The sequence below is a fragment of the Micromonospora sp. WMMD558 genome (genome assembly GCF_049315255.1).
In the GTDB taxonomy this organism is placed as follows: domain Bacteria; phylum Actinomycetota; class Actinomycetes; order Mycobacteriales; family Micromonosporaceae; genus Micromonospora.
Genome location: NZ_CP186061.1, coordinates 1,005,480 through 1,028,126, shown reverse-complemented (window position 1 = coordinate 1,028,126; position 22,647 = coordinate 1,005,480). Strand labels below are relative to the sequence as shown.

The window sequence follows — 22,647 nt, the reverse complement described above, 5'->3', positions numbered from 1 at the left end:
GGGAGGCGTGATGACCACCACGAGCAAGCAGCCCCTGCCGATGGCGCCGCACCGGATCGAGCTGGCGATCGGCGGGATGACCTGCGCCTCCTGCGCCGCCCGCATCGAGAAGAAGCTCAACCGGATGCCGGGCGTCACCGCCACCGTCAACTACGCCACCGAGAAGGCCACCGTCGCGTACGCCGACGACGTGACCCCGGGCGACCTGATCGCCACGGTCGAGAAGACCGGCTACACGGCCGTCGTGCCGCCCCCGCCGGTCCAGGCCGGTGGTGAGCCGGCCGCCGAGCCGGTGGACGAGCTACGCGGTCTGCGTACGCGGCTGTGGGCGTCGATCGTGCTGACCGTGCCGGTGATCGTGCTGGCGATGGTGCCGGCGTGGCAGTTCACGTACTGGCAGTGGCTGTCGCTGACCCTGGCCGCCCCGGTGGTGGTCTGGGGCGGCCTGCCGTTCCACCGGGCCGCCTGGGTCAATCTGCGGCACGGCGCGGCGACCATGGACACGCTGGTGTCGCTGGGCACCCTCGCCGCGTTCGGCTGGTCGATGTGGGCGCTGTTCCTCGGCACCGCCGGCACGCCGGGGATGACCCACCCGTTCAGCTTCGACATCGTGCGCGGCGACGGTGCGGGCAACATCTACCTGGAGGCGGCGGCCGGCGTCACCACGTTCATCCTCGCCGGCCGGTACTTCGAGGCACGGTCCAAGCGCACCGCCGGGGCGGCCCTGCGGGCCCTGCTCGAGCTGGGCGCCAAGAACGTGGCGGTGCTGCGCGACGGCGTCGAGACCCGCATCCCGGTCGACCAGCTCGCGGTGGGGGACCGGTTCGTCGTCCGTCCCGGCGAAAAGGTCGCCACCGACGGCGTCGTCGACGAGGGCACCTCGGCGGTCGACGCGAGCATGCTGACCGGGGAGTCCGTTCCGGTCGAGGTGGCCCCCGGCGACACCGTGGTCGGCGCGACCGTCAACGCCGGTGGGCGGCTGGTCGTCCGGGCCACCCGGGTCGGCGGCGACACGCAGCTCGCCCAGATGGCGCGCCTGGTCGAGGCCGCGCAGACCGGCAAGGCGGCCGTGCAGCGGCTCGCCGACCGGATCTCCGGCGTCTTCGTCCCGATCGTGATCGCCCTCGCCGCCGGCACGCTGGGCTGGTGGCTGGGCAGCGGGGCGGGTCCGACGGCCGCGTTCACCGCTGCCGTGGCGGTGCTCATCATCGCCTGCCCGTGCGCCCTCGGCCTGGCCACGCCGACCGCCCTGCTGGTCGGCACCGGCCGGGGCGCCCAGCTCGGCATCCTGATCAAGGGGCCGGAGGTGCTGGAGTCCACCCGGCGGGTCGACACGGTGGTGCTGGACAAGACCGGCACCGTCACCACCGGCCGGATGGCCCTGGTCGACGTGCTCCCGGCGACCGGCGAGGACCGGGCGGAGGTGCTCCGGATCGCCGGCGCCCTCGAAGCCGCCTCCGAGCACCCGATCGCCCGGGCCGTCGCCGCGGGCGCGGCCGAGGCCGGCGGGCTGTCACCGGTGACCGGCTTCGCCAACCTCGAAGGGCTGGGCGTGAGCGGCTCCGTGGAGGGCCGCGAGGTGCTGGTCGGCCGGCCCCGGCTGCTGCGGGAGCGGGGTGTGGACGTAACCGGGGAGGTCTCGGCGGCGGTGACCACCGCGGAGGCTGCCGGGCGGACGGCGGTCCTGGTCGGCTGGGACGGGCGGGCCCGCGGCGTGCTGGCGGTGGCCGACGTGGCCAAACCGACCAGCGCGAGCGCCGTCGCGCGGCTCCGCGACCTCGGACTCAGCCCGGTGCTGCTGACGGGCGACAACGAGACCGTCGCCCGGGCGGTCGCGACCGAGGTCGGGATCGCCGAGGTGATCGCCGAGGTGCTGCCCGCGGAGAAGGTGGACGTGGTCCGGCGGCTCCAGGGTGAGGGCCGGGTCGTGGCGATGGTCGGCGACGGGATCAACGACGCCGCCGCGCTCGCCCAGGCCGACCTGGGACTGGCCATGGGCACCGGGACCGACGTGGCGATCGAGGCCTCCGACCTGACCCTGGTACGGGGTGACCTGACCGCCGCCGTGGACGCGATCCGGCTCTCCCGGCGCACCCTCGCGATCATCAAGGGCAACCTGTTCTGGGCCTTCGCCTACAACGTCGCGGCGCTCCCGCTGGCCGCGGCCGGGCTGCTCAACCCGATGATCGCCGGTGCCGCGATGGCGTTCTCGTCGGTCTTCGTGGTGGCCAACAGCCTCCGACTCCGGGGTTTCCGCCCGGTCGGGTGACGGTTGGCGGCGGTTTCCCGGGGTACATCGGGAGGCAAGCGGCACCCCCGGATCCCTGGAGGTTGACATGGGTATCGAAGACAAGGTCAACAACACCGCCGAGAACGCCGCGGGCAAGCTCAAGGAGGGCGCCGGGCGCGCCACCGACAACGAGCGGCTCGAGGCCGAGGGCCGGAACGACCAGGCCAGCGCCAGCCTCAAGCAGGCCGGCGAGAAGATCAAGGACGTCTTCAAGAGCTGATCACGGTGTACGCGTCACCGCCGGGCCGGCCCCGCCGCCCCGGCGGTGACGTGTCCCGCCGACGAGTCCACTCGTTGCCAGGACGACGCCGTTCGCGGCGTCATCGGCGTCCACAGGGGACGTGGTGGTGCAGAACGGGGGTGAGCCGATGTCCCGGACCGTCGTGCTCGCGCGGCGTGCCGCCGCCATCGCGGCCCTGGCCGTGCTGGTCCTCGGGGCGCACGACGAGCGCCGGGGCGAGGCCGGAGCCCCGCCACCGCCGCCTTCCGCCCCGGCCAGCGCCACCCCCTGACGGGCCGGCGTTTGGAGACCTTGGATTTCTGCCCCTCGGGGGCCGTTTCCTCAGCCCCGCTCGGCGACCTGGGCGACGAACGCCCGCCAGGCGCTGGAAGCGAAGGTCAGCGCCGGCCCGGCCGGGTCCTTCGAGTCGCGTACGGCGACCACGCCGGGGAGGTTGTCGGCGACCTCGACGCAGTTGCCGCCGTTGCCGCTGCTCTTGCGCCACCGCGCGCCGTTCAGGTCCATGATTCCGCCACGTCCCTTCGTTGACATCGCCCCGTCATGCTCGCTCGACCTCGCGGAGCATCAGAGCGAGGCTCTGTGAGCGCCGCTCGGCCGCGAGGGCATCCCACGCCCGTCGCGCGTACGCGACACCGCCCGCCTTGTCGCCGGCCTTCGCCATGGTGAGCCCCCGGTGCAGTTCGATGTGCGTCGCGAAGCGCGGTAGACCCTCGGGCCGGGTTCGGTCGGCCTCCTCCTGCGCTTCGGTGCCGGGGCCGGGCATCCCGAGTCGGGCGTACAGCATGCTGCGGAAGGTCGCCATCCGCCACGGCGGGACGGCGGTGTCGGAGACCTCGCTGTCGGGTGAGGCAACGTGATCGAAGACCCGGCGCGCCTCGGTGTCGAGGGCGACCGCCCCCGCCTTGTCGCCACGTCCCGCCGCGACGTGTGCCCTTGCCATGAGTGCCTGGACGCGACCGGGTGACGGCTGGTCGGACAGCGCAATCGCCTGGTCCGCATATCGTCGCGCCGTCGGAAGCGCCGCCCCCTCGTAGGCGAGGGCGATCGCGGCGCGGCCCCGTACCCACACCCGGACGGTCAGGTCCTCGGAACGGTCGGCGGCAGTGGTCGCCAAGTCGTACCACCGGATCGCCTCGACCGGGTCCGGGGTGGTCTTCCCGTAGGTGACCAGCGCCCTTGCCGCGTGCGACCACATGGGCGGCGTGTCGAGGTGCTGTTGCAGGATCACCAGGTCGCCTGCGAGGCGCGTCTGAAGTACCGCTGCTCCGACCGCCATGTAGTCGCGCCCGTACTGGTCGACCCGCTCGCGCCAGTCCTCCTCAGCGGCACGGCCTTGAAGCGCGGCGCTGAAACCGGCCCGGATGAGTTCACCGGCCACGACCGGGCCGACGACACCCGCCGCCAGGCCGAGCACTTGCCGTCGGTTCACGTCGCCCTCCCCGAGCGCCCGCGCGTAGGCGAGCACGATGTCAGGGGTCGCCGCTCGCCGTCCAGCCTCGACGTTGCTCAGGTGCGATGCCGAGTAGCACGTCCGCGCAGCGACCGAGGCGAGCGTGACGCCGGCCTCGGTACGAGCCTGCCGCAGTTGTGCGCCGAGATGATCCACCGGTCCTCCTGCTGAAAGCCGCTGAAAGCATCGACCTCCTTCCGAGCGTAGTCCCACGATCGCACTCTGAAAGGCACGGTGCGGCCGGTGGAGGTGACCGGAACCCGGCGGCTGCGCTGGTCACGGGGCCGCCTCGACATGAAGGCGAGGCGGCCCCATCCATGACACGAAGGAGGTCCACCCCTTGCGACTCAGATCTTGGCGATGCGAGCCTGTGCCGCCGCTTCCCCGGCGCATCCGCGGGGCCAACCTGCCGGCGGCGCTGTTCGCGCCCACCCGGCCACTACCCGCAGTCCAGCCGGGCCGCCCCGGAAACCTCACCCCGGCGCAGCAGTGGCGTGCGAACGGAGGCCGCTGGTGAGTCTCGTCGTCGGCCACACCATCCGTGTCCCCGAGGACGGCTACAAGTTCGGCACCGGTCCGCTGACCCTGCACATCTCCGAGGTGATCGGCCGCAGTGAGATCGACGGGGTGGTCTGGGCCGAACTGAGGGGCCGGGAGGTTCGCCCCGACGGTTCGGTCGCCGTCCGCGAGCGGTACGCCCTCGTCCGCGTCGACCGGGTCCGCGAGGTGGACGGGGTGCGGGGCCGGTGAGCCGGCGTCCCGTCGACCACCGTCCCTCGCGGCCGACCTGGCGCTGCGCGGCGTGCGGGATCGCCTGGCCGTGCTCGCCGGCGAAGCTGCGCCTGCTGGGCGAGTACCGCAACGACCGCGCCGCCCTGCTGGTCTACCTGGCGACGCTGCAGGCCGAGGCCGTCGAACACCTCACGGGGCTCGATCCCGGTACGCCGCCAGCCGACCTGGCCGACCGCTTCACCACGTGGGCCCGCGCCCGGTAGCGGGGCGTCGCACCGATCTTGGAGGATTTCGGCCCCTCCGGGGGCGTTTCCTTCCAAGATCTGGGCGCGGCCTCAGGTGACGACCGGGCTGCGGCGTTCGATGAGGGTGACGTCGCGCCAGACCCCGTGGTGGCGGCCGACCCGTTCCCGGGTGCCGACGGTACGGAAGCCGCAGGCGGCGTGGAGGGCGAGGCTGGCGGTGTTCTCGGGGAAGACGCCCGACTGGATGGTCCAGATCCCGGCCCGCTCGGTGGAGGCGATCAGCCCGGTCAGCAGGGCGCGGCCGACGCCTCGGCCCCGCGTGTCGGGGTGGACGTAGACGGAGTGCTCGACGACCCCGGCGTAGACGCACCGGTCGGACACCGCCGAGCAGGCGACCCAGCCCAGTACGCGATCGCTCGCGTCGACGGCGACCCACCGGTGGCCGGGCAGGCGGGTGGCGGTGAAGGCGGACCAGGTGGGCGGTTCGGTCTCGAAGGTGGCGTCACCGGAGGCGATGCCGAGCCGGTAGATGTCCAGGACCGCGTCGGCGTGCTGGTCGCCCATGGCGGTGATCGTGATGCCGACCGGGCTCATCGGGTCTCCGCGGACGTGGCGGCGGCCCCGGCGGCCGCGGGCAGTTCCAGCAGTGCGCCGAGCTGGCGGAACGCCTCCGGACGGACCCTGTACCACACCCACGTGCCGCGACGCTCGGAGTCGACCAGGCCGGCCTCCCGCAGCACCTTCAGGTGGTGGGAGATGGTCGGCCCGGACAGGTCGAACGCCGGGGTCAGGTCGCACACGCACATCTCCGGCACCGAGGCGATCATCGACATCAGCCGCAGCCGGACCGGATCGCCGAGGGCCTTGAACATCGGCGCGACCACCGACGCCTGCTCGGCGTCCAACGGGCGCACCGCCAGCGGAGGGCAGCAGGCCACCGCGTGAAGGTCCAGCGACTGTTTCGACATGCCTCTAGGTTGACAGATGTCAAAACAGGGTGCAACAGTGGGTGCGTTGCTTCGATAAGCATCTAGACAAGGAGAACCTCATGTCCCGTGTCCAGCTCGCCCTACGCGTCTCCGACCTGGAAGGCTCCGTCGCCTTCTACGCCAAGCTGTTCGGCGTCGAGCCGGCCAAGCGCCGCCCCGGTTACGCCAACTTCGCGATCGAGAACCCACCCCTGAAGCTCGTCCTGCTCGAAGGCGAGCCCGACCGGCCCACCGTCCTGGACCACCTCGGCGTCGAGGTGTTCAGCACCGACGAGGTCGGCGCCGCCACCCGGCGCCTCACCGACGCCGGCCTGATCACCCTGGAGGAGAGCGACACCGAGTGCTGTTACGCCCTCCAGGACAAGGTCTGGGTGCGCGGCCCCGGGCAGGAGCCCTGGGAGGTCTACACCGTCAAGGCCGACTCCCCCCAGCTGGAGAAGCCCACCGACAGCACCTGCTGCACCCCGTCCACCACGACCACCGCCACCACCACGACCGCCGATCCGACCCCGGCCACCACCGGCACCCGCGCGTCCTGCTGCTGACCGTCGATCTTGCACTTACTGCCCCGACATTCTTCGCATCCAGGGCAAAGCGAGGGCACAAAGTGCAAGATCGCGGGGGCAGTTCCCCGGCGCGGCTCGGCCGCGCCGGGGCAGGGCCCGGCGCGGCGCGCGCCCCCGTGTCGCGCGCCGCGCCGGGCCGGGGGCAGTCAGGGCAGGACGCGGTACGTCACGTGCGCGACGGTGGGGCCGGCGACCACCCGGGTCTGCTTCAGGCGCAGGTCGGCGAGGCCGTCGAAGAGGGGTTCGCCCGCGCCCAGCACGATCGGCACCACGTGCAGTTGGAGAGTGTCGACGAGACCCGCCGCCAGGTACTGCCGGACGGTGCTCGCGCCGCCCGCGATCGCGACCTCCCGGTCACCGGCCACCTTCCGGGCCTGCTCCAGCGCCGAGTGGATCCCGTCGGTGACGAAGTGGAAATCGGCGCCGCCGGCCATCGGCTGCGACGGACGGGGATGGTGGGTCAACACGAAGACCGGCACGCCGAACGGGGGCTCCTCGCCCCACCAGCCCCGCCACGTCATGTCCCACGGGCCGTCGCCGCCGCCGAACATGCGCCGGCCCATCACGCACGCGCCGACGTTCCGGGTCATCTCGTCGACGACCTGGGAATCCACACCGAACTCGCCCCCGGCCTGCCCGTGCTGCTCCCGCCACCGGCCGGCGGCGAAGAGCCACTCGTGCAGGCGCAGGCCGCCCCGGCCCAGCGGATCCTGGAGGCTCTGGTCCGGCCCCGCCACGTACCCGTCCAGAGAGATCGAGATCTGACACGTCACGGTAGTCATACGGGGTGGACGTCCGGGGCGTACCGAACTCATCGGTCGCGGCGCCGGACGCCGCGGACCGGCCGGGCCGGGCGGCCCGGCGTGGCGCCCAGCGACGCCCGGTCGGCGGCGGCGGTGCCCGACGTCCAGCCCTCGGCGTCGCGGACGGTGAGCCGGGCCCGGGTGACGCCCGGGAACAGGGCGTCGAGGTGCTGCCGCACCGCCTCGTTGCGTGCGGCGAGCACCGGCAGCAGCCGGTCCGGGCCGGCCTCCTCGGTGGCCGCCCCGGTCGCCGCCCGCAGGCGCTCGCCGATACGCAGGGCGAACGCGTTGAGGAACGACTCGTCGTAGCCACGGGTCCGCCGGCCGCCCGACTGCCGCCGCTCGCCCCGCCCCCGCAGCATGGCCGCGGTGGCCTGCACGAGCAGCGACGTGTAGAGCAGCTCCACCGCCTCCAGATCGGTCGGCCATCCGAGCACCGTGCTGAACCCCAGGTCGTCCGACCACACGGCCTCGCACCGGTTGGCCGCCGCGACCTCCTGCACCAGCAACGCCTTCGCCCCCGCGTACGGGGAATCGGTGCCGAGGCGCACCCCGGTGGGCAGGTCGGCCGGGTCCGGCGCGGCCAGCAGGGCCGCCTCGATGCTGTGCCGGGCCATCAGCTCCTGCGCCTTCGCCGTCAGGGCCTCCGCCTCCGCCGGGAAGGTGGTCGACTCGGCCTTGGCCAGTAGGGCCCGGACCCGGTCGAGCATCCGGGAACCACCGGGCGCCGGACGGGTCGTGGCCGCCGCCGGCGCGCCCGGCGGCGGCCGGAGCACCGCGATCGGCGGCAACCCCTCGACCAGCGCCAGCGCGTCGACGGCCGCGCGCAGGGCCGTGAAGCGGTCCGAGCCGGTGCGGGCCGACCAGCCGGCGAGGTGGCGGTCGTCCGCGTCCCACCACACCGTCGCGGCCAGCTCGCGAAGCTGCGCCTCCCACCAGTCGGGCACCGGATCGGCCAGGTCCCGGCGGTGCGCGGCGAGCGCGTCCACCACCAGTCCGGCGTCGCGCGGGCCCAGCCGGCGGGTCGCGATCCGGGCCAGGTCGACCGGCTGCCAGCCACGCGGCACGAGACGCCCGACGGTCCGCACCAGCCGCCGGAAGAGGGCGGCGTCCACTGCTCGCCCGCCGTCCGCGCCGCCGATCATCAGCCGGTCCAGCTGCCGCTCCGCGAGGCGTACGTCGGTGCCGCGCACCGCCGCCAGCGCATCGCTGACCAGCTCCTCGGCGTCCGGCACGGCCGCTTCCCCCTCGACAGGTCGGGCGCCCGACGAGGCCGGCCGCCAGCCGACCGTACCTCCGGTCGTCCGTGCGGCCCGGTCGCTCGTGACAGCCGCCACGTCCGCCCTCGTGCAGGAGCCCCGGGGCACGGCATGTGCGGCCCTCTCGCCGCGCGGCTCCGCCGGCGCTCACCGGGAGGCGCGATCCGACCCGGCGCCGTGGCCTGCGGGAAGCCACCGCGCCGTCGCGTGCCCGCGGCGCGACGGATCAACGCGCGGCGCGACGGTCAGCGCGCGGTGTACGGGGCGCCGGCGGTCAGCCGGAGGGTGAAGCCGTCCGGGCCGTCGTGCCGGCTGACGTGGTTGCACGACTGGTACGTGATCCACAGGCCCAGCCCGCCCGGGTTGCCGTTCGCAGTCGGCAGCAGCCCGACGTACGGGTTGGCCGGGCCGGTGCCGGTGTCGCTGACCGTGACGACGATGCGGTCGGGAGCGGCCCACAGGCGCATCCGGACCGGTGCCCGGCCGTGGCGCAGCGCGTTGGTGACGGTCTCGCTGACCGCGACCACCAGGTCCTCGAGGTCGTCGACCGGCAGCCGGCCCTGGTCGGCCCAGTGGACGGCGGCGCGGGCGTCCGCCGCCGTGGGGTCGCGCAGGTCGACGATCGGCGGGGTCGCCTGGATCGGGTCCGGCGTGACGGGCAGGTCCTCGCGAAGGAAGACCTCCGGCGGGGTCCAGGTCGGGCTGGGCACGTGCCCGCCGTCCGGGGTGGCGAACCGGGGATGGGTCCGGGCCACGTCCGCCAGCACCGCGGGCGGGACGATCCGGGTGTCGTACGCGCACATGCTCCAGAGCGGGAAGTCGTCGTACGCGTGGTTGATGGCCGACTCGTAGCGGGCCCACCAGTCCCACATGGCGCCGAGCGCCACCTCGGGGACCTCGCCGATGATCCGGATCTGCTTCGCGCCCCCGGCCACCTGCTCGGCGAGGAGCTGCCGGTAGGACCGGATGGCGGCGGCGGGTCGCGCGTACATGTCGCCGCCCGGTAGATAGTCCACGGCCGCTCCGGTGGGCAGTGCCGTCCGCACCAGCTTGGCGTTGCGCTCGCCCAGCGCCACGAACGTCGGCTCGCCCGCCTCGACACCGCCGAGCAGGAACGGCACCACGACCGCCAGCAGCTCGTCGTCGGTGTCGTAGCGGATCGCCTCGTGGTAGTAGCCCGGGTGCCCGGCCGCCGCCCCCGTTCTCATCGCACCATCTCCACGTGGATGCCGGTCAGCCCGAGCAGGTCGGCCAGCCGGGCCGGGGTCGGGCGGGACGTCCGCAGGACCACGGTGGCGTCCCGACGTCGCGCGTACGCCTGGAGGGCGATGAGCGTGCGGTGGTCGAGGAAGCGCAGCCCGGTGGCCTGGAGCACCAGCCGCCCGTCGGTCGGGCGCAGGTCGGCCCACTCCAGTGCGTCGCGGAACAGCTCGTGGTTCGACGGATCGAGCTCACCGGTGAGGGCCGCGTGCCCGTCGGCGGGAGCGGTGGCGAACAGGTGGAACAGCGGGTCGGTCTGGTTGCTCTCGGGATGCATGCAGGCCAGCGCGGCGACGGTCGCGTCGCCCAGCGCGGACCGGTCGTAGGCGCACATCGCGGCGAACGGCCCGGTGCGCATCCAGCGGTCGATCTGGTGCTCGTAGCGGGTGAACGCGTCGAGCTGCTTCGCGGTGCGGACCATGTCGGTCGCCTCCGCGACGACCCGCAGGCCGGTGAAGCCGGCGGCCAGGGCCGCCTCGGTGGCAGCGGCGTACGCCGCGACCTGGGTGGGCGGGTCGACGACCGCACCGGAGGTGTAGGTCTCGCCGAGCGGCACCACGGCGGCGGCGCCCCGGTCGACCGCCTCGGCGAAGCCGGGCAGGCCGGCCAGCCGCTCCGCCACCGGCCCGGTCGGCGTCGGCGTGACGAACCAGACCCGCTCGCCGCCGGCGAGGCCCGCCGCGACGTGGCGCTCCGCCTCGTCGGCGAAGACCTCCTGGTCGTCGTACGACCAGCAGAGGTGGCCATGCGGTGGCATCGGGTCCGTCACGTTGCTTGCCTCATGGCATCAGTCTATGCCGGGTCCCGTGACCGGCCACTCGGCCCGACCTGCTCACGTCCGGGGGAACGTCGCCCAGATGTTCTTCGTGGTGTCGGTCGCGTACCAGCCCACGTCCAGGGAGAGCTTCTGCGCGATCTGGAGGCCCCGCCCGCCGGAGCCGACCGGCCGGGTGTCGGCGAGCTCCGGGACGGTGCTCAGGTCGTGGTCGGCGACGTCGAGGACGAGGCAGTCGTCGGTGGCGAGCAGCCGAACGATGGTCGGCGGGATGCCGTGGCGCAGCGCGTTGGTGGCGAGCTCCGTCGCGATCAGCGCGATCAGCTCGGGCACCTCGTCCAGGGCGGCGCCCTCGGCGAGCACGGTGCCGGTCAGTTCCTCGTGCAGGGACGCGCGGAGCCCGCGCAGGTCCGTCGCGTCGGACAGCGTCCACCGCCGCAGCTCGGTGGCACGTGGGGGTGGTGGCGAGGTGCTCAGGCGGCCCATGGCCCTGTTGTACCCCGCCTTCGCCACCGCCACGCCCGCCGTGTCGGGGCGCACGGATGGCTGCCGGCGACATGGCGACGGACGCGTGGGTGTCGGCGCCGAGGATATCTGCTGTGGCCTATGTCACGCTACGGTCTCGGCACGCCGGCACCCGTCCCGCCGGTGTGGCACCCGGCACCGTCCGGCCGGCGTGGCGCGCCGTTACCCGTCCCGCCGGCGTACGCGGACAGGAGAGCCGTCATGAGGAGACCGCTGAGACTCGCCGCCACCCTCGCCACCGTCCTGCTGCTGGTGCTGTCGTCCCCCGCCCCCGTCGCCGCCGCCGCGGACCCGTACACGAAGACACCCGTGTCGGGGTCACTCGGCCGGTACAACATCTCCGCCGTCCACGTCGCCGGCGTCTCCTCCGGCGGCTACCTGGCCACCCAGCTCCAGGTCGCCTACTCGGCGCGGATCCGGGGCGCGGCCGTCTTCGCCGCCGGGCCCTACTACTGCGCGCAGAACAACGTCGCCCAGGCGCTGTACGGCTGCGGCGACAACCGCTACCCCACCAACCTGCCCAGCCTCACCAGTTACACCCGCACGTGGGCGTCGTACGGCTGGGTCGACGGGGTCGGCAACCTCGGCGGCCAGCCCGTGTACGTCTTCCACGGCGGGAACGACAACACCGTGAAGCGGTCGGTCACCGACGACCTGGTCCGCTACTACCAGCACTTCGGTGCCAGCGTGCAGTACGACTCGGGCAGCGCCGCCGGGCACGCCTGGGTGACCCCGTACGGGACCGTCGGCTGCACGGCCACCGCCGCCCCGTTCCTCAACGACTGCGGCACCGACCCGCAGGGTGCCTTCCTGCGCAAGCTGCTCGGCAGCGTGGCGGCCCCCAACACGGGACCGCTCGGCGGGACGCTCGTCCGGTTCGGCCAGAACACGTACGCCGTCAACGGCTGGGCCAACGGGCTGAGCATGGACAGCTCCGGTTTCGTGTACGTCCCGGCGTCCTGCGCGGCCGGGCAGTCGTGCCGGCTGCTCGTCGCGCTGCACGGCTGCCTCCAGGGCTACGGCCGGGTCGGCACCGCCTTCGTGGACCGGGCCAACCTCAACCAGTACGCGGACACCAACCGGCTCGTGGTGCTCTACCCGCAGGCGACCACGTCGGCGGCCAACCCGAACGGCTGCTGGGACTGGTGGGGTTACCTCGGCGCCACCAACTACCCGATCAAGGGCGGGGCGCAGATCGAGACGATCATGAACATGGTCCGCCGCCTCGACGGCTGAGCCGGCTCCGGGCGGCACCGGGCGCGACGCTGCCGCCCGGTGCCGCCCACCCCGTCGGTCACACCGCGAGGATGATCGTCATGGCGGCGTAGCCGGACAGCAGCAGGACGCCCTCGAAGCCGAGCCGCCCCCAGCCGCAGGCCTGCCGGACGAGCAGGCCGCCGAGCAGGACCGCCGTCATGAACAGGGCGCTGGCGGTGACGAACAGCTCGTCGGGCCCGGCGGTGTGGTAGATCGAGCCGCCGCGGTAGAAGGCGTCGCCGACGATCAGGTTGAGGGCGTCGAGGCTGTTGCCGCCGAGGACGGCGGCGATGGCCAGGGTGGGCGCGCCCCGGCGGACCGCCGCCACGGCGGTGACCGTCTCCGGCAGGGCGTTCACCGCGCCCATGAGGATCGCCCCGACGAAGCCCGCGCTGAGACCGGTGACCATGACCAGGCTCTCGGCGGCCCGTGCGATGGCCCAGCCGCCCACCGAGACCAGCAGGCCGACCGCGGCGAACCGGACCCAGAGCCCGGTCGCGCTGGTCCGGTCGAGGCGGCCGTGATCGTGCGGGACGTCCGGCAGCGTCTCGGTGGTGGCCACGGCCTCCCACAGCGGATTCGTTCCCGAACGGCGGATCAGGTGCAGCCCGCCGAGGTAGGCGCCGGCCATGGCGAAGGAGGCCGGGTGCAGGCCGCCGACGGTGACGTCCGGGGCGAAACTCCCGAGCAGGGCCAGCGCGAGCAGCGCGATGAGCAGGGCACCGAACAGCACGTTCGACAGCGAAGCCGCGGCGTGCTCCAGGTTGACCCGGCGGTGGAAGGCGTCCGCCACGGCGACGGCGGTGGTCTGGGCCGCGATACCGCCTACGGAGTTGCCGTACGCGAGTTGCGGTTGCTCGGCGACGGCGCTCACGGCGGTCATCACGATGCCGGACAGCGAGGTCGCCAGGCCGAAGAAGACCGCGCCGAAGAACGCCTCGCCCCAGCCGGTCCGGTCGGCGAGGGTGTCGCCCAGGGTGACCAGGCGGATGCTCCCGACCACCGTGAGCGCGCCGGCGACGCCGAACACCGCGATGCTGAGCCCCGGTGGCCAGGGCAGACTGGTCAGAAGCCCCGGCACCGGCCGGGGGTTCCCACAACTACCCGGCCGAATCCCGGTTGACCGGAAATGTCCGGCCTAGGCTCGGGTGAGCCAGAAGGTCAGGCCGAGCGCGTCGTCGGTGAACGGCACGTCATCCGGCCAGGCCGGCTCGCCCTCGGCGCAGTCGGCCGCCAGCACCTCCTCGGCGACCAGGTCGCGGTGCTCCGCGAGGGCCAGCGCCGTCTCCTCCCGGTCGGCCCGGTACCGCAGCCGGATCCGGTCGGTCACCTCCAGGCCGCTGCTCTTGCGGGCCTCCTGGATCAGCCGGACGGCCTCGCGGGCCGCCCCCGCCCGGCGCAACTCGGGCGTGAGGTGCAGGTCCAGGGCCAACGTCGCCCCCGCCTCACCGGCCACCGCCCAGCCGGCGCGGGGAGTCTCGGTCACCACGACATCGTCGGGGCTGAGTGTCACCGGCTCGCCGTCCACCACGACCGTCGCCGTACCGCTCTCCCGGAGGGACTCCTTGAGCGCATTCGGGTCGACGGCGGCGATGACCGCGGCCACCTGCTGCACCGCCTTGCCGAACCGCCGGCCCAGCGTTCGGAAGTTCGCCTTCGCGGTCGTGTCGACCAGTGAGTCGCCCGCCCCGCCCAGCGCGGCGACCGACCCGACGTTCAGCTCGGCCGCGATCTCCGCCAGCAGGTCCGGCGGCAGCTCCGCGAAGCCGGGGGCCGAGGCGAGCGCCCGGGACAGCGGCTGGCGCACCTTCATCCCGGAGTCGGCCCGGGCCGCCCGGCCCAACTCGACCAGCCGGCGGGCCAGGGCCATCCGCGTCGACAGCACCGGATCGACCAGCGCCTCGTCGACCACCGGGTACGCGGCCAGGTGCACCGATGGCGCGGCGTCCGGGCTGACCGGCACCACCAGGTCCTGCCAGACCCGCTCGGCGACGAACGGGGTGAGCGGCGCCAGCAGCAGGGTGAGGGTGGACAGCGCCTCGTGCAGGGTGGCGAGGGCCGCCCGGTCGCCCCGCCAGAAGCGCCGCCGGCTGCGCCGGACGTACCAGTTCGACAGGTCGTCGATGAAGCCCGCCAGCAGCCGGCCGGCCTGCTGGGTGTCGAACCCCGCCATCGCGGCGTCGACCTGCCGGACCAGGATGTTCAGCTCGGAGAGCAGCCACCGGTCGAGGACCGGCCGGTCGGTGGGTGCCGGGTCGGCGGCCGACGGGGACCACCCGGCGGTACGGCCGTACAGGGCCTGGAAGGCCACCGTGTTCCAGTAGGTCAGCAGGATCTTCCGGACCACCTCCTGGAGGGCCGTGTGCCCGACCCGGCGGGCCGACCACGGCGACCCGACCGACGCCATGAACCAGCGCACGGCGTCGGCGCCGTGCCGGTCCAGCAGCGGGATCGGCTCCAGGATGTTGCCGAGGTGCTTGGACATCTTCCGGCCGTCCTCGGCCAGGATGTGGCCCAGGCAGACCACGGTCTCGTACGGCGAGCGGTCGAAGACCAGCGTCCCCACCGCCATGAGCGTGTAGAACCAGCCGCGCGTCTGGTCGATGGCCTCCGAGATGAACTGCGCCGGGTACCGCTCGGCGAACGTGTCGGCACCCCGGTACGGGTGGCCGAACTGCGCGAACGGCATGGCGCCCGAGTCGTACCAGGCGTCGATGACCTCCTCCACCCGGCGGGCGGTCGCACCGCACCGGCACCCGAAGGTCACCTCGTCGATGTACGGCCGGTGCGGGTCCAGCCCGGTCAGGTCGGTGCCGGTCAGCTCGCCCAGCTCGGCCAGCGAGCCGACGCAGGTCAGGTGCCCCTCCGGGCACCGCCAGATCGGCAGCGGCGTGCCCCAGTAGCGGCGCCGGGACAGCGCCCAGTCGACGTTGTTGGCGAGCCAGTCGCCGTACCGGCCGTGCTTCACCGTCGCCGGGTGCCACCTGGTCCGCTCGTTCTCCCGCAGCAGCGCGTCCCGGACCGCCGTGGTCCGGATGTACCAGGACGGCTGGGCGTAGTAGATGAGCGCCGTGTGGCAGCGCCAGCAGTGCGGGTAGCTGTGCTCGTACGGGACCTCCCGGAACAGCAGCCCCCGGGCCGCGAGGTCCTCGACCAGCGGCCGGTCGGCCGCCTTGAAGAACAGCCCGCCGACCAGCGGCAGGTCCGGCTGGAAGCGGCCGTCTGGGCGGACCGGGTTGACCATCGGCAGGCCGTACGCGCGGCTGGTGGCCAGGTCGTCCGCGCCGAAGGCGGGCGCCTGGTGGACCAGGCCGGTGCCGCTGTCCGTCGTCACGTACGACGCCAGGACGACGATGTGCGCGTCCGGGACGTCGACCAGCGTGAACGGCGGCCGGTAGGTCCACCGGTCCAGCTCCTTGCCGCGGAAGGACTCCCCGGTGAGGTCCCACCCGTCGCCGAGCGCGGACGCGAGCAGCGGCTCGGCGACGACGAGCTGCTCCTCGCCGTCGGTCGCGACGACGTAACGGACGTCGGGATGCACCGCCACCGCGACGTTCGACGGCAGGGTCCACGGGGTGGTGGTCCACACCAGCAGCGACGCGCGGTCGGCGAGCGGGCCGGAGGTCAGCGGGAAACGGACGAAGACCGACGGGTCGACCACCGTCTCGTACCCCTGGGCCAGCTCGTGGTCCGACAGGCCGGTCTCGTCGCGGGGGCACCACGGCGCGACCCGGAAGTCCTCGACCAGCAGGCCCTTGTCGAAGATCTGCTTGAGCGACCACCAGACCGACTCGATGTACTCCGGGTCCATGGTCCGGTACGCGTCGGCCAGGTCGACCCAGTAGCCCATCCGCTCGGTGAGCTCGGCGAAGGCGTCCGTGTGCCGGGTGACCGACTCCCGGCAGCGGGCGTTGAACTCGGCGACGCCGTACGCCTCGATGTCCCGTTTGCCGGTGAAGCCCAGCTCCCGCTCGACGGCCAGCTCCACGGGCAGGCCGTGGCAGTCCCAGCCCGCCTTGCGGGCGACGTGGAAGCCCTTCATCGTGCGGTAGCGGGGGAACACGTCCTTGAAGACCCGCGCCTCGATGTGGTGGGCGCCCGGCATCCCGTTGGCGGTCGGCGGCCCCTCGTAGAACACCCACTCCGGGCGGCCCCGCGACTGCTCCAGGCTGCGCGCGAAGACGTCGTTCTCCCGCCAGAAGCGCAGGATCTCGTGGTCGAGCGCGGGCAGGTCGACCTGGCTCGGGACGCTGCGGTACATGAGTCCGGAGACTATCGCCGGGAATCGTTCCCCGCGCCGGTAATTCCGGGGGCGCGCCGGGCACCCCCGGTAGGGTGGCCGGCATGCGGTTCGGCGTCCTCGGGCCGCTCGCCGTCACCACCGACGCGGGCGACCCCGTCACCGTGCCGGGCGCCAAGGTCCGGGCGCTCCTCGCCGACCTGCTCGCCAACCGCAACCGGGTCGTCTCGACCGACCGGCTGATCGACGACGTCTGGGGTGACGCGCCACCGGCGAACCCGGCCGGGGCGTTGCAGGTGCGCGTCTCGCAGCTGCGCAAGGCGCTCGACGACGCCGAGCCCGGCGCGCGGGACCTGGTCGAGTCGCGGGCGCCGGGGTACGTGCTGCGCACCGGGGCCGTCGACGTGGACCGGTTCGTCGAGCTCGCCGCCGCCGACGACGCGGCGAGCCTCACCGAGGCGCTGCGGCTGTGGCGGGGTGAACCGTACGCGGACGTCGCCGACGAGGAGTGGGTACGGGCCGAGGCCACCCGCCTCGCCGAGGCCCGGCTGGTGGTGCAGGAGAAGCTGGCGGCGGCCCGGCTGGCCGGCGGCGAGCACGCGCTGGTCGCCGCCGACCTGGCGGAGCTGGTCGCCCGGCACCCGCTGCGCGAGCGCCTGCGGGCGCTGCACATCCGCGCCCTGTACGCGGCCGGCCGCCAGTCGGAGGCCCTGGAGAGCTACGCCGACCTGCGTCGTCGCCTCGCCGACGAACTGGGCCTCGACCCCGGGCCGGAGCTGGTGGCGCTGCACCGGCGGGTCCTCGACCAGGATCCGACGCTGACCTCCGCGCCGGCCGACGCCCACCCGGCCGCGCCGGGGCCCGCCGGCCTGCCCGCGCCGGTTTACGCCGGCCTGTCCGCGCCGCTGGACGAGCTGGTCGGCCGCGCCGGTGCGCTCGCCGAGCTACGGGAGCTGGTGACCGGCCGGCGGCTCGTCACGCTCGTCGGGCCGGGCGGCGTCGGCAAGACCCGGCTGGCCACCGAGGTCGCCCGGGGGCAGTCGTTCCCCGACGGCACGCACCTGGTCGACCTGACCGCGCTACGCCCCGGTGGGCCCGGCGTCGCCGACCTGGTCCGCGCGACGCTCGACGTACGCGAGATCGCCGGGGCCAGCGTGGCGGCCGACGACCACCTGGTGACGGCGCTCCGGCACCGGCGGGCGCTGCTGGTGCTCGACAACTGCGAGCACGTGATCGAGGCGGCGGCCGCGCTGGTGGCCCGCCTGCTGCGCGAGGCCGGCGGCGTGCGCGTGCTGGCGACCAGCCGCGAACCGCTCGGGCTGGCCGGGGAGACGCTGTGGGAGGTACGCCCCCTGCCGGTCCCGGCCGGGGACACCGACCTGGAGACGGTCCGGCGATCCGCCGCGGCCCGGCTGTTCGCGGCCCGCGCCGCCGCCCGGCAGCGCGACTTCCGGCTGGACGAGCGGACCGCGCCCGCCGTCGCGCAACTGTGCCGCCGCCTCGACGGGCTGCCGCTGGCCCTGGAGCTGGCCGCGACGCGGGTGCGCGCGCTCGGCGTGGACGGCCTGGTGGCGCGGCTGGACGACCGCTTCCGGCTGCTCAGCACCGCCCAGCGGGACGTGCCGGAGCGGCAGCGCACCCTCACCGCCGTGATCGGCTGGAGCTGGGACCTGCTGGCCGAGGACGAACGGGCGGTGCTCGCGCGCCTCGCCGTCCACCACGACGGGTGCACGCTGGAGGCGGCCGAGGCGGTCTGCGACGCCGACGTCGACGTGCTGACCCGGCTGGTCGACCGCTCGCTCGTGGTGCTCGACGAGTCCGGCGTCGAGCCGCGCTACCGGCTGCTGGAGTCGGTCGCCGCGTTCGCGCTGGCCCGCCTCGACGACGCCGACGCCGTCCGGGCGCGGCACGCGGCGTACCACACCGAGCTGGCCGAGCGCGCCGACCCGCTGCTACGCGGCGCCGGCCAGCGGGAGTGGCTGGCCCGGCTCGACGCCGAGGGCGCCAACCTGCGGGCGGCGCTGGCGCACGGCGGTGGCCTGCGCCTCGCCAACGCCCTGACCTGGTACTGGTTCCTGCGCGGCCGGCTGTCCGAGGCGCGCCGCGCGCTGACGCTGGACGGCGACGCCGCCGCCCGCGCCGAGGCCGCGGTGTGGCGGGTGGGGTTCGCGTTGCTGCAGGGCGATCCCGTCCCGCCCGCCGACGTCGGGGCGGCCCTCGACGGGTACGCCGACAGCCGCGCCACCTGGTTCGTGGCCGCCGCCCTGGTCGAGCGCAGCGAGCTGGCCGCCGCCGAGGCGTTGCTGGACCGGGCCGGCGCCGCCGGCGACGACCCGTGGGTCGACGCGGCCGTCCACGTGACGCGCGCCCGGCTGGCCCACGTCGCGAGCGACCTCGTCGCGCTGGAACGCGAGGGCAGCCGCGCCGCGGCCAGCTTCGCCGAGCTGGGCGACGCGTGGGGCCGGTTGCAGGCCACCGACTGGGTGGGCGGCCGGGCCGAACTGCTCGGGGAGTACGAGCGCGCCGCCGCGCTGCACCGCGAGGGGCTGCGGTGGGCCGAGGAACTGGCCTTGTGGCCGGAGGTCGGCAGCAAGCTGTCCTGGCTGGCGTGGATCGCGACGCAGACCCGTGACCACCAGCAGGCGCGGGAACTGGCCGAGCGGGCCCACCGGCTCGCCGTCGAGCAGGGGTCACCGGCGGCCCGCGTCTTCGCCGAGCTGTGCCTCGGCATCGCCGCGCGCCGCGACGGCAAGCTCGACCTGGCCGTCACGCACCTGGAACGCCTGGTCGAGGACGGTGGCGACGACGCGGTCTTCCTGCCGATGGTGCTGACCGAGCTGGGGCGCGCCGTCGCGGACGACGAGCCGGAGCGGGCGCTCACGCTGCACGCCCGCGCGTACGACCTGGCCGTGACGATCGCCGCGCCGCTCGACGTGGTCGGCGCCCTCGACGGGCTGGCCTCGGCGGTGCCGGAGCCGACGGTGGCGGCGCGCATCCTCGGGGCGGCGGCGGCCGCGCGGGCGGCCTCCGGCGTGCCGGTCGCGCCGGCGGAGCGGGACGACACCGACCGGCTGACCGCCCGCCTCGTCGCCGTGCTCGGTGCGGCCGGCTTCGCCGCCGCGTACCGGGCCGGGCACGACCTGAGCCCGGGCGAGGCCCGGGCCCTGGTCGTCGCGCCCGTCGTCAGCCCTTGACCGGCCGGTACGAGGCGATGATGACGCCGCTCTTCATGACCCGGCTGTCGGCCAGGGTGAACGTCGTCGGCAGCTGCCCCAGCGGGGCACTCACCGACACGCCGCCCTGGAACACCGGGTGGATCCAGAACCGGACCTCGTCCACCAGACCCGCCTGGACCAGGGCATGGGTGACCACGCCGTAGCCGTACATCAGGATGTCCCGGCCCTCGGTGGCCTTCAGCCGGGTGACCGCCTCGATCAGGTCGCCCTCCAGCACCTCGGTGTTGTTCCACTCCGGGTCGGTGAGCGTGGTCGAGGCGACGTACTTCTTCACGCTGTTGAAGTACTTCGCGCCGGTGGTGGGGTCGCTCTCGTCCATGTTCGGCCAGGCGGCGGCGAAGCCGTCGTACGTGTGGCGGCCCATGAGCAGGGCGTCGGCCGCGTCGGTCTGCTCACCGGCGAAGGCGGAGGCCTCGTCGTCGAAGTACGGCATGGTCCACGCCGGGTTCTCGATGACGCCGTCGAGGGTGAGGTAGGTCGAGTTGATGATCCGGCGCATGGTGTTTCCTCCTGGCTTCGGTGCCTTCTCTCTGGTGACACCCGGAACAGTGCCAGAGCCCGCTTACGATCCGCTTCAGGTGCACTTTCGGCTGCGTACCGGGTGCGGGGGGCCGGCGGTGCCGTCCGCGTACCGGACCGGGGGCGCCCCAGGACGTCGGCGGAACGGGACGGAGGCGTGGATGAACCCCGGTGACGAGCCGACCGCGCCGTCGTCCCGTGAGCGGCCGGCGGCGGAGGGGCCGATGGTTCCGGTGGCCGGCGCCGGCCGGCGCTCCCGGACCGGCCCGCTGCGGCTGCCGGCCTGCGTGGACACGCCGCGGGGCGCGGCGCCGGCCGCCAGCCGGCTCGGCCGGTGGCTGCTGGAACACCAGGTCCAGCCGGCGGGTCCGGAGACCGGCGAGTCGCACGCCCGGCCCCACGCCTGGTGGAAGGTGATGTGCCTGACCGGTGTCGACTACTACTCGACCCTGTCGTACCTGCCGGCCATCGCGGCCCTCGCGGCCGGGGCGCTGTCCCCGCTGGCGACCCTGCTGATCGTGGCGTTGACGCTGCTCGGGGTCCTGCCGATGTACCGGCGGGTGGCGCGGGAGAGCCCGCACGGGCAGGGCTCGGTGGCGATGCTGGAACGGCTGCTGCCGTTCTGGAAGGGCAAGGTCTTCGTCCTGGTGCTGCTGGGCTTCGTGGCCACGTCGTGGATCATCACGATCACCCTGTCCTCGGCGGACGCGACGGTGCATCTGCTGGAGAATCCGATCCTCCCCGACGGGTTCCCGCACGGCACCACCGCTGCCGTGCTCGTCACGGTGGTCCTCCTGCTGATCCTGGGCGGCGTGTTCCTGCTCGGGTTCAGCGAGGCGGTCGGCGTGGCCATCCCGCTGGTGGCGGCCTTCCTGCTGCTGAACGCGATCATCGTGGCCGTCGGGTTGGCGGAGGTGGTGCGCGATCCGGCCCTGCTCGCGGGCTGGACCGACACGTTGACCGCCGGTACCGGGGGGATCGGCGGCGTGCTCGGTCCGGCGCTGCTGGCGTTCCCGCTGCTCGTGCTCGGCCTGTCCGGCTTCGAGACCGGGGTGAGCATGATGCCGCTGGTGCGGGGGGACGGCCCGGACGAGCGGACCCGGCTGGAGGCGCGGATCCGCAACACCAGGAAGCTGTTGACCACCGCCGCGCTCATCATGAGCGCGTACCTGGTGACGACCACGTTCGTCACCACGGTGCTGATCCCCGCCGACGAGTTCCGGCCCGGAGGGGAGGCCAACGGCCGGGCGCTGGCGTACGTGGCGCACGAGTACGTGGGCGAGGCCTTCGGCACCGTCTACGACATCAGCAGCGTGCTGATCCTGTGGTTCGCCGGCGCGTCGGCCATGGCCGGGCTGGTCAACATCGTGCCGCGCTACCTGCCCTCGTACGGGATGGCACCGGAGTGGGGCCGCGCGGTGCGGCCCGTGGTGATGGTCTACACCCTGGTCAGTATCGCGATCACGGTCGTGTTCCGCGCGGACGTCAACGCGCAGGCCGGCGCGTACGCCACCGGCATCCTCGCGATGATGGTCTCCGCCGCCGTCGCGGTGACCATCTCCGCCGCCCGCCGGCGCCAGCGCGTCGCCGCCGCCGGGTTCGGGCTGCTCACCCTCGTCCTGCTGTACGCGCTCGTCGAGAACGTGATCGAGAAACCGGACGGCATCACCATCTCCGGGATGTTCATCGCCGGCATCGTCGTGGTGTCGCTCGTGTCCCGGGTGTCCCGGACCACCGAGCTGCGCGCCGAGCGGATCGAGTTCGACGGGCCGGCCCGCCGCTTCGTCACCGAGTCGATCGAGTTCGACGGTCGCCTCGACCTGATCGCCCACCGGCCGGACGTGGTCAGCGGAGCGGTGTACCACAGCAAGGAACGCACCCAGCGGGGCATCAACCCCGTACCCGGCGCCGCCGACGTCCTGTTCCTCGAGGTGGAGGTCATCGACCCGTCGGAGTTCAGCGACGTCCTGCGGGTGCGCGGCCTGACGGTCGGCGGGCACCGGGTGCTCCGGGTGCAGAGTCCCGCCGTGCCCAACGCCATCGCGGCGATCCTGCTGGCACTGCGCGACGCCACCGGCGTCCGGCCGCACGCGCACTTCGAGTGGTCCGAGGGCAACCCCGTCGCCCACCTGCTGCGGTACCTGATCCTCGGTCGCGGCGACACCCCGCCGGTGGTCCGGGAGATCCTCCGCAAGGTGGAGCACGACCCGGCCCGCCGTCCCGGCATCCACGTCGGCTGACCCCCGTCGCCGAGCCACCG

At 73.9% G+C, this 22,647-nt stretch carries 21 protein-coding genes; 9 read left to right on the top strand and 12 right to left on the bottom strand.

Annotated features, from left to right (window positions below):
- Positions 1–10: 10 nt before the first annotated feature.
- The 3 genes from ACN26Y_RS04940 to ACN26Y_RS04930 all read left to right on the top strand — a co-directional run bounded on the left by ACN26Y_RS04940 (position 11) and on the right by ACN26Y_RS04930 (position 2,802).
- Positions 11–2,269, top strand: a complete 2,259-nt coding sequence (locus ACN26Y_RS04940) for a heavy metal translocating P-type ATPase (RefSeq protein ID WP_422734400.1) — start codon at positions 11–13, stop codon at positions 2,267–2,269.
- 67 nt (positions 2,270–2,336) lie between these two features.
- Positions 2,337–2,510, top strand: coding sequence for a CsbD family protein (locus tag ACN26Y_RS04935; protein ID WP_155329129.1), 174 nt, complete (start codon positions 2,337–2,339; stop codon positions 2,508–2,510).
- Between the two features lie 148 nt (positions 2,511–2,658).
- The gene (locus ACN26Y_RS04930) at positions 2,659–2,802 is read left to right on the top strand and encodes a hypothetical protein (protein WP_196255966.1); all 144 of its coding nucleotides are present in this window, start codon (positions 2,659–2,661) and stop codon (positions 2,800–2,802) included.
- 50 nt (positions 2,803–2,852) lie between these two features.
- On the opposite strand, the gene ACN26Y_RS04925 is transcribed toward ACN26Y_RS04930, so the two are convergent.
- Together ACN26Y_RS04925 and ACN26Y_RS04920 are read right to left on the bottom strand one after the other, a co-directional pair.
- On the bottom strand, positions 2,853–3,035 hold the full coding sequence (locus tag ACN26Y_RS04925; RefSeq protein WP_422734899.1) for a DUF397 domain-containing protein: 183 nt from the start codon (positions 3,033–3,035) through the stop codon (positions 2,853–2,855).
- Positions 3,036–3,069: 34 nt separating this feature from the next.
- Positions 3,070–4,137 carry a helix-turn-helix domain-containing protein gene (locus ACN26Y_RS04920; protein ID WP_155329127.1) on the bottom strand — a complete coding sequence of 356 codons (1,068 nt, stop codon included), beginning with the start codon at positions 4,135–4,137 and terminating at the stop codon, positions 3,070–3,072.
- A gap of 357 nt (positions 4,138–4,494) precedes the next feature.
- On the opposite strand from ACN26Y_RS04920, the gene ACN26Y_RS04915 reads away from it, so the two are divergent.
- Positions 4,495–4,731 (top strand): hypothetical protein, encoded by a 237-nt coding sequence (locus ACN26Y_RS04915; RefSeq protein ID WP_155329126.1) that lies wholly within the window; start codon positions 4,495–4,497, stop codon positions 4,729–4,731.
- Positions 4,728–4,976, top strand: coding sequence for a flavin reductase (locus ACN26Y_RS04910; RefSeq protein ID WP_155329125.1), 249 nt, complete (start codon positions 4,728–4,730; stop codon positions 4,974–4,976). The genes ACN26Y_RS04915 and ACN26Y_RS04910 overlap by 4 nt, the downstream gene beginning before the upstream one ends.
- Positions 4,977–5,048: 72 nt before the next feature.
- On the opposite strand, the gene ACN26Y_RS04905 is transcribed toward ACN26Y_RS04910, so the two are convergent.
- Both ACN26Y_RS04905 and ACN26Y_RS04900 read right to left on the bottom strand, forming a co-directional pair.
- Positions 5,049–5,552, bottom strand: coding sequence for a GNAT family N-acetyltransferase (locus ACN26Y_RS04905; RefSeq protein WP_422734399.1), 504 nt, complete (start codon positions 5,550–5,552; stop codon positions 5,049–5,051).
- Positions 5,549–5,926 (bottom strand): ArsR/SmtB family transcription factor, encoded by a 378-nt coding sequence (locus ACN26Y_RS04900; protein WP_422734398.1) that lies wholly within the window; start codon positions 5,924–5,926, stop codon positions 5,549–5,551. The genes ACN26Y_RS04905 and ACN26Y_RS04900 overlap by 4 nt, the downstream gene beginning before the upstream one ends.
- 80 nt (positions 5,927–6,006) lie before the next feature.
- Between ACN26Y_RS04900 and ACN26Y_RS04895 the strand changes: the two genes are divergently transcribed.
- The gene (locus ACN26Y_RS04895) at positions 6,007–6,492 is read left to right on the top strand and encodes an ArsI/CadI family heavy metal resistance metalloenzyme (RefSeq protein ID WP_155329122.1); all 486 of its coding nucleotides are present in this window, start codon (positions 6,007–6,009) and stop codon (positions 6,490–6,492) included.
- A gap of 167 nt (positions 6,493–6,659) precedes the next feature.
- Here the strand turns inward: ACN26Y_RS04895 and ACN26Y_RS04890 are convergent, their stop codons facing one another.
- The 5 genes from ACN26Y_RS04890 to ACN26Y_RS04870 all read right to left on the bottom strand — a co-directional run bounded on the left by ACN26Y_RS04890 (position 6,660) and on the right by ACN26Y_RS04870 (position 11,096).
- Positions 6,660–7,295 (bottom strand): dihydrofolate reductase family protein, encoded by a 636-nt coding sequence (locus tag ACN26Y_RS04890; protein ID WP_422734397.1) that lies wholly within the window; start codon positions 7,293–7,295, stop codon positions 6,660–6,662.
- Between the two features lie 29 nt (positions 7,296–7,324).
- Complete coding sequence (locus ACN26Y_RS04885; protein ID WP_422734396.1) at positions 7,325–8,551, bottom strand: DUF2786 domain-containing protein; 1,227 nt, start codon at positions 8,549–8,551, stop codon at positions 7,325–7,327.
- A gap of 269 nt (positions 8,552–8,820) precedes the next feature.
- On the bottom strand, positions 8,821–9,783 hold the full coding sequence (locus ACN26Y_RS04880) for a sensor histidine kinase (protein WP_155329119.1): 963 nt from the start codon (positions 9,781–9,783) through the stop codon (positions 8,821–8,823).
- A complete protein-coding gene (locus ACN26Y_RS04875; RefSeq protein WP_155329118.1) occupies positions 9,780–10,592 on the bottom strand; it encodes an MEDS domain-containing protein in 813 nt (270 codons plus the stop codon). The genes ACN26Y_RS04880 and ACN26Y_RS04875 overlap by 4 nt, the downstream gene beginning before the upstream one ends.
- A gap of 75 nt (positions 10,593–10,667) precedes the next feature.
- Positions 10,668–11,096 carry an ATP-binding protein gene (locus ACN26Y_RS04870; protein WP_155329117.1) on the bottom strand — a complete coding sequence of 143 codons (429 nt, stop codon included), beginning with the start codon at positions 11,094–11,096 and terminating at the stop codon, positions 10,668–10,670.
- Between the two features lie 240 nt (positions 11,097–11,336).
- On the opposite strand from ACN26Y_RS04870, the gene ACN26Y_RS04865 reads away from it, so the two are divergent.
- Positions 11,337–12,371, top strand: coding sequence for a PHB depolymerase family esterase (locus ACN26Y_RS04865; RefSeq protein WP_155329116.1), 1,035 nt, complete (start codon positions 11,337–11,339; stop codon positions 12,369–12,371).
- Between the two features lie 58 nt (positions 12,372–12,429).
- Here the strand turns inward: ACN26Y_RS04865 and ACN26Y_RS04860 are convergent, their stop codons facing one another.
- A complete protein-coding gene (locus ACN26Y_RS04860) occupies positions 12,430–13,473 on the bottom strand; it encodes a sodium:calcium antiporter (protein WP_155329115.1) in 1,044 nt (347 codons plus the stop codon).
- Between the two features lie 57 nt (positions 13,474–13,530).
- Positions 13,531–16,653, bottom strand: coding sequence for an isoleucine--tRNA ligase (gene ileS, locus ACN26Y_RS04855; RefSeq protein ID WP_155329114.1), 3,123 nt, complete (start codon positions 16,651–16,653; stop codon positions 13,531–13,533).
- A gap of 83 nt (positions 16,654–16,736) precedes the next feature.
- Here ileS and ACN26Y_RS04850 point away from each other — a divergent pair, with 83 nt between their 5' ends.
- Entirely contained in the window at positions 16,737–19,826 is a 3,090-nt protein-coding gene (locus tag ACN26Y_RS04850; protein ID WP_155329113.1) for a BTAD domain-containing putative transcriptional regulator, read from the top strand.
- On the opposite strand, the gene ACN26Y_RS04845 is transcribed toward ACN26Y_RS04850, so the two are convergent.
- Positions 19,816–20,367 carry a dihydrofolate reductase family protein gene (locus ACN26Y_RS04845; RefSeq protein ID WP_155329112.1) on the bottom strand — a complete coding sequence of 184 codons (552 nt, stop codon included), beginning with the start codon at positions 20,365–20,367 and terminating at the stop codon, positions 19,816–19,818. The two genes, ACN26Y_RS04850 and ACN26Y_RS04845, sit on opposite strands and share 11 nt — an antisense overlap.
- Before the next feature lie 181 nt (positions 20,368–20,548).
- Here ACN26Y_RS04845 and ACN26Y_RS04840 point away from each other — a divergent pair, with 181 nt between their 5' ends.
- Positions 20,549–22,627, top strand: a complete 2,079-nt coding sequence (locus tag ACN26Y_RS04840; protein WP_422734394.1) for an amino acid transporter — start codon at positions 20,549–20,551, stop codon at positions 22,625–22,627.
- Positions 22,628–22,647: the final 20 nt, after the last annotated feature.

Bases quoted from the DNA above. Each gene is read 5' to 3' on its own strand.
- ACN26Y_RS04845 (WP_155329112.1), bottom strand. From the start codon at position 20,367: ATGCGCCGGATCATCAACTCGACCTACCTCACCCTCGACGGCGTCATC.
- ACN26Y_RS04875 (WP_155329118.1), bottom strand. From the start codon at position 10,592: ATGCCACCGCATGGCCACCTCTGCTGGTCGTACGACGACCAGGAGGTC.
- ACN26Y_RS04935 (WP_155329129.1), top strand. From the start codon at position 2,337: ATGGGTATCGAAGACAAGGTCAACAACACCGCCGAGAACGCCGCGGGC.
- ACN26Y_RS04895 (WP_155329122.1), top strand. From the start codon at position 6,007: ATGTCCCGTGTCCAGCTCGCCCTACGCGTCTCCGACCTGGAAGGCTCC.
- ACN26Y_RS04900 (WP_422734398.1), bottom strand. From the start codon at position 5,926: ATGTCGAAACAGTCGCTGGACCTTCACGCGGTGGCCTGCTGCCCTCCG.
- ileS (WP_155329114.1), bottom strand. From the start codon at position 16,653: ATGTACCGCAGCGTCCCGAGCCAGGTCGACCTGCCCGCGCTCGACCAC.
- ACN26Y_RS04890 (WP_422734397.1), bottom strand. From the start codon at position 7,295: ATGACTACCGTGACGTGTCAGATCTCGATCTCTCTGGACGGGTACGTG.
- ACN26Y_RS04850 (WP_155329113.1), top strand. From the start codon at position 16,737: ATGCGGTTCGGCGTCCTCGGGCCGCTCGCCGTCACCACCGACGCGGGC.
- ACN26Y_RS04925 (WP_422734899.1), bottom strand. From the start codon at position 3,035: ATGGACCTGAACGGCGCGCGGTGGCGCAAGAGCAGCGGCAACGGCGGC.
- ACN26Y_RS04940 (WP_422734400.1), top strand. From the start codon at position 11: ATGACCACCACGAGCAAGCAGCCCCTGCCGATGGCGCCGCACCGGATC.
- ACN26Y_RS04905 (WP_422734399.1), bottom strand. From the start codon at position 5,552: ATGAGCCCGGTCGGCATCACGATCACCGCCATGGGCGACCAGCACGCC.
- ACN26Y_RS04870 (WP_155329117.1), bottom strand. From the start codon at position 11,096: ATGGGCCGCCTGAGCACCTCGCCACCACCCCCACGTGCCACCGAGCTG.
- ACN26Y_RS04865 (WP_155329116.1), top strand. From the start codon at position 11,337: ATGAGGAGACCGCTGAGACTCGCCGCCACCCTCGCCACCGTCCTGCTG.
- ACN26Y_RS04930 (WP_196255966.1), top strand. From the start codon at position 2,659: ATGTCCCGGACCGTCGTGCTCGCGCGGCGTGCCGCCGCCATCGCGGCC.
- ACN26Y_RS04880 (WP_155329119.1), bottom strand. From the start codon at position 9,783: ATGAGAACGGGGGCGGCGGCCGGGCACCCGGGCTACTACCACGAGGCG.
- ACN26Y_RS04840 (WP_422734394.1), top strand. From the start codon at position 20,549: ATGAACCCCGGTGACGAGCCGACCGCGCCGTCGTCCCGTGAGCGGCCG.